This is a genomic window from Salinarimonas soli (assembly GCF_008386575.1).
Classification (GTDB): Bacteria; Pseudomonadota; Alphaproteobacteria; order Rhizobiales; family Beijerinckiaceae; genus Salinarimonas_A; species Salinarimonas_A soli.
Genome location: NZ_VUOA01000019.1, coordinates 459389 through 468977, shown reverse-complemented (window position 1 = coordinate 468977; position 9589 = coordinate 459389). Strand labels below are relative to the sequence as shown.

At 70.6% G+C, this 9589-nt stretch carries 7 protein-coding genes; 3 read left to right on the top strand and 4 right to left on the bottom strand.

The features are described from left to right. Positions 1–222 precede the first annotated feature (222 nt). Genes F0L46_RS11405 through F0L46_RS11395 form a run of 3 tightly spaced genes read right to left on the bottom strand, consistent with a single transcriptional unit; the run spans position 223 to position 4851 of the window. A complete protein-coding gene (locus tag F0L46_RS11405; RefSeq protein ID WP_149817509.1) occupies positions 223–1704 on the bottom strand; it encodes a flagellin family protein in 1482 nt (493 codons plus the stop codon). Between the two features lie 11 nt (positions 1705–1715). Next, positions 1716–3467 carry a flagellar hook-associated protein FlgK gene (flgK, locus tag F0L46_RS11400; RefSeq protein WP_149817507.1) on the bottom strand — a complete coding sequence of 584 codons (1752 nt, stop codon included), beginning with the start codon at positions 3465–3467 and terminating at the stop codon, positions 1716–1718. 19 nt (positions 3468–3486) lie between these two features. Further along, positions 3487–4851, bottom strand: coding sequence for a flagellar hook protein FlgE (locus F0L46_RS11395; protein WP_149817505.1), 1365 nt, complete (start codon positions 4849–4851; stop codon positions 3487–3489). Positions 4852–5143: 292 nt separating this feature from the next. Between F0L46_RS11395 and F0L46_RS11390 the strand changes: the two genes are divergently transcribed. The 3 genes from F0L46_RS11390 to F0L46_RS11380 all read left to right on the top strand — a co-directional run bounded on the left by F0L46_RS11390 (position 5144) and on the right by F0L46_RS11380 (position 8513). Next, on the top strand, positions 5144–6904 hold the full coding sequence (locus F0L46_RS11390) for a sensor histidine kinase (protein ID WP_149817503.1): 1761 nt from the start codon (positions 5144–5146) through the stop codon (positions 6902–6904). Between the two features lie 123 nt (positions 6905–7027). Further along, positions 7028–7819: a bacteriorhodopsin gene (locus F0L46_RS11385; protein ID WP_149817501.1), complete on the top strand. Its 792-nt coding sequence runs from the start codon at positions 7028–7030 to the stop codon at positions 7817–7819. Positions 7820–7976: 157 nt separating this feature from the next. Beyond that, positions 7977–8513, top strand: a complete 537-nt coding sequence (locus F0L46_RS11380) for a response regulator (protein ID WP_210247632.1) — start codon at positions 7977–7979, stop codon at positions 8511–8513. A gap of 31 nt (positions 8514–8544) precedes the next feature. Here F0L46_RS11380 and F0L46_RS11375 read toward each other — a convergent pair whose 3' ends face one another. Beyond that, entirely contained in the window at positions 8545–9192 is a 648-nt protein-coding gene (locus tag F0L46_RS11375; RefSeq protein WP_149817562.1) for a PhoH family protein, read from the bottom strand. Positions 9193–9589 lie beyond the last annotated feature (397 nt).

The window sequence follows — 9589 nt, the reverse complement described above, 5'->3', positions numbered from 1 at the left end:
GTGGTGGCGGGATAGAGGGAGCGCCTGCGGCGCGGATTCTTGCGCTGGATCCCGAATCTGCACCTCGCTTCGCGAGGCTTGTCCGGGAAAGTGGCGTTGGAATTGGTCCAGAGGTCGCCAGAACCTCAACCGCACTTTCCCGGCCAAGAGGAGCGGAGGCTTTAGCCGAAGCGGATCGCTGATCGGGGATCCAGCGCAAGAACCTGCGCCGAAGGCGCTCCGTCAGAGATAGTTCACCATCGACAGCTTCGAGAGGATCGAGGTGGTCTGGTAGCTCGCCTGAAGGCGGGTCTGCAGGCTCAGGATGCTCGCCGCGACCTCCTCGTCGTTCGCCTTCTCGACGCCCGCGATCGCGTTCTCCCACATGACCTTCGCCGATTGATGCCGGCTCTTGGCCCCGTCGAGGGCGGCGGAGGCGTAGCCGAGATCGGCGACGATGTCGCGCAGGTTGCCCTTGTCGGCGGGGGGATCGAGGCTCGCCGTCGACCGGGCGGCGAGCGCCGCGTAGCGCGCCGCCTCGCCGTCGCGCTTGGCCGGGTCGGTGCTGAAGGTCTCCGCCGCCATCACGGCGAAGCCCGCCAGCATGTTGGTGAAGCCCGCCTCGTTGGCGCGCGCCCCCACGCCGACCGACTGCGCCGTGTCCACGCGCAGCGGCACGCCGTTGCGCGCCGTGACGGAATAGAGAGGATCCGGGGGAGCGACCGAGCGGACCCCCTCGCCCTTGTACCAGGTCATCGCGCCCGGCGCGGTGCCATCGAAGAAGGCGGTGGTGGCCCGCATCGCGGAGGCCGCGTCGAGGGCGGGCAGCGCGTCGCGCACCGCGGCGTCGACGGCAGCCCGCAGGTTGTCCCCCGTGGTGGCGGCGGTGGCGCCGATCTGGAACGAGCGGGCGTCCGCCGCGGGGCTGCCGGCGCGCGCCGTGAGCGCGATCCGCAGGGTGGTGCCGTCGCGCAGGCCGAGCTCGAAGCTCACCGCCTCGCCCTCGGCCGGCACCGTGTTGACGGTGAAGCTCAACGCCCGCGACCCCGCCGCGCCGCTGACGGAGGCGCTGATCGAGGCCGAGCCCAAGGGGGTCTGGGCGGGGATCTCGAAGCCGTTGGTGGCGCTCGTCTCCGTGAGGGTCGTGAGCGCGCCGCTGCCGCCGACCGTCAGCAGGCCAGGCGACGCGGCGGTGCCCCGGTCGGCTGCCTTCATGTCGGCGATGACGGCGATCAGGCCGCGCCCCGTCGCGTCGCCGTTGAGCATGGCGTCGACGTCGGCGACCGGCGGCTTGTCGTCGGCGCGCCCGCCATAGAGGTAGCGCCCGTTCACGTTCGCGTTGAGGACATCGACGGCGTGCCGCAGGTTGGCCATCGCCACGCGCTGCATGGGCGTCTGGCCGCTGCCGCCGGGCTCGAAGGAGGGCGGCGTCGACTGGGCCTTCTGCTGGCCGATGGCCTTGGTGACGCTCTCCAGCCCCTTGTTCATCACCTGGAGCCGCAGCGAGCCGTTGGCGATGCCCTCCTGGTAGCCCGCGATGGCCGAGAGCTTGGCGCGCACGTCGAGGCTGGTGCGCCGGCCGAGGCCGAGGCCTGAGAACGTGTCCGAGCGCTGGCCCGTCGCGAGCTGGCGCTGCAGATCCTCGAGATCCCGGCGCATCGTCGTGAAGGACTCGGCGGTGCGGCGGGTGCCGGCCGATCCGGCCGCGAAGGGGGTCAGGGCCATGAGGGTCTCCTTCAGATCCGCAGCAGCATGTCGAGCATGTCGCGCACGGCGCTCATGACCCGGGCGTTCGCGCCGTAGGCCGTCTGGAGCTGCACGAGCTGCGCCATCTCCTCGTCGATGTTCACGCCCGCCTTGTCGGCGAAGCGCGCCTCCACGGAGGAGAGCGCGATGCGTTGGCCCTCGTCGAGGCGGCCGGCGGACTCGGCGTTGGCCGCCTGGGTCTCGACCACGCGGCGCGCGAAGTCGGTGACCGGCGCCGCATAGGTGGCGTTCGCGCCTCCGACACCCGTGGCGGGCGTGAAGGCCCGCGCGGCGCGGGTGAGATTGTCGACGATGGCCGTCGCCCGCGTGGCGTCGCCGGGGAGCGCCGTGAAGCCGTTGATCGTCTTGGGGTCGCCGAGCAGCCCCGGATTGACCCCGAGACGCTGGGCGAGCCCCGTGACCTGGAGGGTCGACGGGTGGACGCCGCCATAGGTGGTGTCGGTGCTGAACCGGTCGGTGAAGAGCGGCGGCGCGTCGCCAGGCAGCCGGTCGGCGAGGGCCCGCGGCGCCAGCGTGCCCGGGCTCGAGAACGAGGCGCCGAGCACCCGCCCCGGGGTGGTGCCCACGATGCTGACGGTGCCGCCCGAGGCGGTCACGGTGAAGGTAGGGCCAAGGCCCGCCTGGGCCGCGCTCGCGTCCGCGAAGGACGCGTCCCGGCGCACGCCGCCCGCGTCGAGCCAGCTCACGTTGATCACGTCGCCCGTACGCGAGCCGGTGGTGTCGACCTGGAAGCCGTTCGTCACCGCCACGCCCTCGCGGCGCGTCTCCGAGCCCGCCACGGCGAGCCCCGCCGCGAGCTCGTCGAGCTGGCGTTGCGCCTGGACGAGGACATCGTCGCGCATCTCGATGGCGGCGCCGATCTCGCCCGAGCGGAACGCGCCGCGGGCGATAAGGTCGATCTTGGCGCCGCCTGGCACCTGGGCCGAGATGGTGCCGACGCCGCGGGTGGCATCGGTGGCGTAGAGGGTGTCGGGGCCGAGGCTCGAGCGCCCGTCGAAGCTCAGGCGCACCGCCATGGACCCGTCGAACAGGGTCTGGCCGGCCTGGGTCGAGAGCCGCACCGAATGGGTGTCGTCCATGGAGACCTGGACGTCCATGAGGCCCGACAATTCGTCGATCAGGCGGTCGCGCTCGTCGAGGAGCGCCGCGTCGGGCGTCCCGCCCTTCGGGGTGATCACCCGGGCGTTGAGCGCCTGGATGCCCTGGAGCAGGTCGTCGGCGCGCCGCACCGCGCCCCCGATCCGACCCTCGGCGTCCGTGCGCAGGGACTGGATGCCGTCGGCCGTGGCGCCGATGAGGCTCGCGAGCCCGCCCGCGCGGTCGAGGACGGCCGCGCGGGTGGCGGGATCGCCGGGATTGGCCATGAGCGACTGGAGCGCGCCCGTGAAGTCGTTCACCGCCTTGTCGAGGGACCCGGCGGCGCCGGGCTGGCCGAACAGGCGCTCGAGGGACGAGGCGTAGTCGGCGCGCAGGCCCGTATAGCCGGCGGCCGAGGTCTCGAGGCGCAGCTGGCGCTGCGCCACGACGTCGAGGATCCGCTGGACCTCCCCGGCCCGAACCCCCGTGGTGCTCGTGCCCGAGAGGGTCTGCACCGCGGACATCTGCCGGCGGGAATAGCCCACCGACCCGGCATTCGCGACGTTCTGCGAGACGACGTTGATCCCGGCCTGCGTGGTGCGCAGGCCCGACAGCGCCGAATTCAGGGCTCCTCCCAGGCTCATCGCGTCGCCTCCCCTCACGTCACCGGACGATGTTGATGATGTCCTGCATCATCTGCTGCGCGGTGGAGACCACGCGCGTGTTCGCAGAATAGGCCTGCTGGGTTACGATCATCTTCGAGAATTCCTCGGCAATGTCGGTATTCGAGTTCTCGACATGGCCGCCGGTGAGGTTCGCGCTGCCCATGCCGATGATCGGCGGGCCGGACTCGAAGGTCTCCTCGTAGGTGCCGCCGTCGCCGCGCTTCAGGGCGTTGTCGGCGTTGAACTGCACCACGGTCACCCGGCCCACCGGCACGATCCGGCCGTTGGAATAGTTGCCGACGATGAGCCCGTCCGAGTTCACGGCGACCGAGTCGAGGGTACCGGTCGGGAAGCCGTTCTGCTGGAGGGCAGCGCCCTGGATGGCGCCGTTGGTGGCGGGGTACTGGCGCAGCTGGTCGCCGAAATCCACCGTGACGTCGCCCACGACGAGCCCGTCGATGGTGAGGTTCGAGATGCTGAGCGTGCCCGGCGCGGCGGGTAGGGTCATCCGGCCGGCGGTGTCGAAGGTGACCGAGGTGCCCACGTTCCGCCACGCCTGGGTCCCGCCCGTCGCCGTGCTGTTCGTCATGTAATAGAGGTTCCAGGTGCCGGACGTGGCGGGCGGGCCCGCGGTGCCGTTGTTCGTCTTGCCCCACCGGAACTGCACGTCGACCGGCGCCCCGATCTCGTTGTAGGCGACGATCGAGCCGCCGGAGATCGTCTGGTCCAGGAAGGCCGACTGCTGGGCTCCCGTATAGCCGCCTCCGCTCTCCACGAGGGAGAGGAGCTCGGAATTCGCCGCGCCGCCGATCGACGCGTTGGTGGCCGGGCGGCTGGGCAGGCTCGCGGCGTACTTGATGGTCTCGGTCTTCGTCGCTGGGAGCGGAGCCTGCGAGATCTGGATCACGCCCGCGCCGCCGTTGCGCACCTGGCCCGTCGCCGGGTCGATGGTCTCGCCGCGCAGGTAGAAGCCCGCACCGTTCACGAGGTGGCCGCTGCGGTCGAGGCTGAAATCGCCGCGACGGGTGTAATAGTTGCGGCCCGAGAACACCGGGTCGGTGTTGTTCGTGCCCGTGCGCTCGCGGACGATGAAATAGCCCTCGCCATTGATCGCCATGTTGGTGGAGATGCCGGTGGGCTGCAGGTCGCCCTGGATGGTGTTGGTAAGCCGCGAATAGGCCGTCACCGAGCCCGCCAGGCCGCGGTTGGGCGGGGTGTCGGGAATCATGTCGACGAAGCTCGTCTCGACGCGCTTGAAGCCCGTCGTCTGCGAGTTGGCGATGTTGCCCGAGATGTTCTCGAGCGAGTAGGACTGCGCGCGAAGGCCGGAGACGGCCGTCGTCATCGCTCCGAAGATACCCATGGTACTCCCCTCATCCGGCTTGGATGGACCGCGAGAGGGCTCGCAAGGGGCATGCCGGGCGAAGTTCGTTGATTCCGCTGGCGTTTTTTCCCAGCCCTGGCGCTCGGCCCCGCAGGTTCTGCCCGGCGCGCGGCAGGAATTGCCGGGTCGGCAGAGGGATGCGGGGCGCCGCCGGCGGCGCCTGTGACGTTTCGTTCGCCATGAGCGGGAATGACGCGGGCCGCCTCGCCCCGGGGCCTGTCGCGAAGCGGGAAAATGGTCTAGCCTCGCGCCGCTCAACGTGAGGATGGTCATGGTCGCGGGCCGCCGCCCGTCGCTTCGCCTGGTGTTCGCGATGACCATCGCGGTCATCGGCCTCGTCGCGACCGCCGCCCTGGCGATCCTCGCCAGCCGCGAGACCAGCGAGCGGCTGCGCCGCGACATCGGTGCGGACCTCGCCGAGCTCGCCACCCACATGGCGGACAATCTCGACCGCGGCATGTACGAGCGCTGGCGCGACATCCAGGTCGCGGCCGCGCTCGACGGCGTGCGCGATTCGAGCCCCGGTGTTCGGAGCGCCGCGATCGAGCGCCTGCGCGCCACCTATCCCGACTACGCGGCGATCCTCTTCGTTCCCCCCGACGGCGTGGTCCAGGCCGCCACGATCCCGAAGGTGGTCGGCGCGGACGTGGGGAAGCGCGACTATTTCGTGGAGGGCAGCAAGGCTCCCTTCGTCGGCGACGTGCACGACGCGATCCTGCTCGCCAACCTCCTGGCGAACGACCCAAGGGATCCTCCCCGCTTCGTCGATCTCGCGGCGCCCGTGCAGGCGGCCGACGGCTCGTTCGCGGGCGTGCTCGCGGCGCATCTCTACTGGTCGTGGGCGGAGGACCTGGAGCGGGCCCTGCGCCGGGCGGCGCATGTGCGCCACCCCGAGATCGACGTGTTCGTGCTCGCCCGCGACGGCACCGTCCTGCTCGGCCCGCGGGAGCTCCTCAAGACCGTTCCGACCGCCCGCAGCGCCAGGAGCGCCGCCGCGGGCACGGGCGGTTCGGCGGTGGAGACCTGGGCGGACGGGCGCACCTATCTCAGCGGCTACACGCGCACCTCCGGCTATCGCGACTATCCGGGCCTGGGGTGGTCGGTTCTCGTGCGCCAGGACGCCGACCTCGCCTTCGCTGCCGTGGGGCAGATGCAGCGGCGGATCGCGATCTGGGGCGCCCTCGTCGCCCTCCTCACCGCGGTGCTGGCGTGGTTCGCGGCCGAGATCGTGGTGCGTCCCCTGCGCACCCTCGCGGGCTCCGCGGCGGCTCTGGGCCGCGGCGAGCCGATCGCCGTGCCCGAGGGCGCCACGAGCGAGGTGGGCCAGGTGGCAGACGCGCTTGCGGCCGCCGCACGCGAGCTCGACGCCAAGGAGCGCCGGCAGCAATTGCTCATCAAGGAGTTGAACCACCGGGTCAAGAACACGCTCGCCACCGTCCAGGCCATGGCGATGCTCACGGGCCGCTCGGCGCCGACCCAGGAGGCCTACCGGGAGAACCTGGAGGCACGCATCATGGCCCTGTCGAAGACCCACAACCTCCTCACGGCGGCCGCCTGGGAGACGGTGTCCCTGCACGATCTCCTGCGCACCGAGCTCGACCCCTACGACGACCGCTCCGGGCGGCGCATCGTCCTCGACGGCCCCTCCGTGCCCCTGTCGCCGCGCGTCGCCGTTCCCATGGGGCTCGCGGCCCATGAGCTTGCCACCAACGCCGCGAAATACGGGGCGCTCTCGGTGCCCGAGGGCTGCATCCGGGTGTCGTGGCGCGTGAGCGACGACGAGGCGGGACCCCGCCTCCATCTCGTCTGGAAGGAGACGGGCGGCCCGCGCGTGACCCCGCCCGCGCGCAAGGGCTTCGGCTCGCGCCTGCTCCAGCAGGGCATCGCCCGCGATCTCGACGGCGAGACCCATCTCGACTTCGCGCCCGAGGGACTCGCCTGCCGCATGCTGGTGTCGCTCGGCGAGGCGCAGACGAAGCCCGTCCTCCCCCTCGAGCCCCGCCGGGGCAGGCCCGCCATCGCGGCTCTGTAGCAGGCGCGCTGGTCCTCTTCGCCGCACCCGCGAACCGCGTCCCGGCTTGGCCGTTTTCGATCAGCCCGCGACCGCCCGTCCGATGAGCACGCCCGCGGCCTTGAGACGGAGCGGAAGGCATCCATGAATCCCAGACCCATCGAGCCCGCAACGGAAGCCTGGCTGTGGGTCGGCGTCGCCGGCATGGCGCTCGCGGCCATCGTGATGCTCGCCTTCGTGAAGCGCGCCCGCACGCCCTTCGAGGAGAGCCAGGCGGTGAGCCAGTTCTTCGTCCTCCTAATCGCCTTTGGCACCTATCTCGCCATGGCGCTGGGCCAGGGCAGCCTCACGGCCGACGACGGGCGGCAGGTCTTCGTCTCGCGCTACATCACCTGGACCTTCACGACCCCGCTCCTGCTGCTCGGCCTCGCCACCACCGCGCTCGGCTCTCCCATCACCCGGCGCAAGCCCGTGGTGGCGGGGCTCATCGGCGCCGACATCATCATGATCCTGACGGGCCTTGTGGCGGCCCTCTCGCCCTCGGGCTCGCACGAGAAATGGATCTGGTACGGGGTCAGCTCGGGCGCGTTCCTGGCGGTCTATTACCTGATCTGCGGGCCGCTTCTCCTGGAAGCGCGGGTCACGGGGGCCGACCACCGCCGGCTCTACTTGCGCAACGCCGTGGTGCTCTCGGTGATCTGGTTTCTCTATCCCGTGAACTTCCTTCTCGGGAACGAGGGGCTCGGGCAATGGGGCGGCACCGCGACGACCGCGATCTACACGCTCCTCGACCTCGCCTCGAAGGCGGCCTACGGCTTCTTCGCCATCACGGGCGTGCGCGCGCTGACCGACCGGGCCGGCGCCCCGGCCCTGACCCTCGACGAGGCCGCCCGGCGGGCGGGCGGGACAGAGGCCGATCCGGCCCGATCCGGCTGACCCAGCGTTATCCGCACGAGACCGTATGACCGAACGCGCAGGTCTTTTTTGTCGTAAAGTCGACTATAAGTAACCGTCGCACAGGTTTTCGAGCGGCGAACCTGCCGGGCGCCCTATGGCGCCGCCGCTCTCAGTCGAGCGGATGTCAAGGACCATCATGACCGACGATCAGAAGCCCGCCGTCGTCCTCCTCGTCGAGGACGAGGCCCTCGTGCGCATGTTCGCGGACGAGGTTCTCGTCGAGGATGGGGGGTTCAGGGTCATCTCGGCCGCGAACGCGGACGAGGCGATCGCCATCCTGCGGGTGCGCACCGACGTGCGGGTCCTCTTCACCGACGTGAACATGCCGGGCTCCATGGACGGTCTCGCGCTCGCCCACGCGGTCCATGTCGGGTGGCCCGACGTGGCGATCGTCGTGACCTCGGGGCTGAACCTGACGGGGCCCCTCCCCCCGGGGGCGCGCTTCCTGACGAAGCCCTATGCGCCGCTCGCGCTCGTGGACACGATCCGCACCCTGATCGGGGAGCGCCCCGGCGACGCGCCCGCGCCGATCATCCTGCCCCGAGAGGTGGTGCCGGAGGTGGCGCCCGCGCGGCCCGCCCCGGTCCTGCCGCGGCCGGCCTTGCCGGAGGCCCTGCTCGGCCAGGCCGACCCGGCGCCGCTGAGGAAGCCCGGCACCGGGATCGAGGATTAGGCCCGGGGCGCCCCGCCCCGGAGCCTGAGGCCTAGATCTGCGCGTCGTGGAACGCGCGGACCCACATGGCGCAGATCCCTGAGCGCACGATGTCGGCCTGGGTGAACTCGATCACGGGCACCGGCATCATGTTCGACTTGATGAGGTGGATCACCGTGCCGAGGCCCGAGGCCTCGCGCAGGTCGCACTGGCTCACGTCGCCGTTGATCACCACCCGGCACTCCTCGCCGATGCGGGTGAGGAACAGCTTCATCTCGTGGGGGGTGGCGTTCTGCGCCTCGTCCAGGAGGACGAAGCAGTCCTTCCACGAGCGCCCGCGCATCACCTCGAAGGGCACCATCTCGATGTCGCCGTTCTTGAGCGCGATCTCGTAGGCCGCAGCGCCGATGCGCTCCTTGATCGCATCGATGAGGGGGGCGGCCCAGGGGCCGAACTTCTCCTCCAGCGTGCCGGGCAGGAACCCTAAGCCCCGGCCGCCGGGAACGTTGGGCCGGGTCAGGATGATCTTGCGGATGCGCCGCTCGCGGTAGAGGTCGGCGGCGTAGGTGGCGGCGATCCAGGTCTTGCCGGTCCCGGCGGGACCGAGCACCACCGTCTGCGTCCCGCGGGCCAGGGCGTCGAGGTAATCGGCCTGGGTAGCGTTGAGGGGCTTGATCGGCGGCTGCTGTCGCTCGTGCATGAAGCGGTCGGCGTGAAGCTCCACGATGTCCGAGCCGTCGAAACGGCGGTTGCTCTTGCGACGCAATTTGTCCTGGCGCTTGCTCAAGGCTTCATACTCCCTGCATCAAGGGGCACAAACGAGAACGGACGGCCAAGAGGCCGTCCGTCACGCATTCGGTCGAGGGGTTGAGACGAAAGCCGAGTCGTCTTGGATCCGGCGGGCCCGGCCTGAGAAGGGGCAGTGGAAGGATCTGCGCGCCCACCGACACTCGACTTTCTGGCTCACGTCGTGAGCCGTTCGCGAATCTCTGGAACAGCTTACGGCCGAGCCAGGTCTATGCGAGTCAAATGTGGGAATGCCGTGCGGGTTCCGTGAAAGAGCGCGCCAACGTGGCAGTTTTGCCATGGTCGCGATG

Bases quoted from the DNA above. Each gene is read 5' to 3' on its own strand.
- F0L46_RS11405 (WP_149817509.1), bottom strand. From the start codon at position 1,704: ATGGCCCTGACCCCCTTCGCGGCCGGATCGGCCGGCACCCGCCGCACC.
- flgK (WP_149817507.1), bottom strand. From the start codon at position 3,467: ATGAGCCTGGGAGGAGCCCTGAATTCGGCGCTGTCGGGCCTGCGCACC.
- F0L46_RS11395 (WP_149817505.1), bottom strand. From the start codon at position 4,851: ATGGGTATCTTCGGAGCGATGACGACGGCCGTCTCCGGCCTTCGCGCG.
- F0L46_RS11390 (WP_149817503.1), top strand. From the start codon at position 5,144: ATGGTCGCGGGCCGCCGCCCGTCGCTTCGCCTGGTGTTCGCGATGACC.
- F0L46_RS11385 (WP_149817501.1), top strand. From the start codon at position 7,028: ATGAATCCCAGACCCATCGAGCCCGCAACGGAAGCCTGGCTGTGGGTC.
- F0L46_RS11380 (WP_210247632.1), top strand. From the start codon at position 7,977: ATGACCGACGATCAGAAGCCCGCCGTCGTCCTCCTCGTCGAGGACGAG.
- F0L46_RS11375 (WP_149817562.1), bottom strand. From the start codon at position 9,192: ATGCACGAGCGACAGCAGCCGCCGATCAAGCCCCTCAACGCTACCCAG.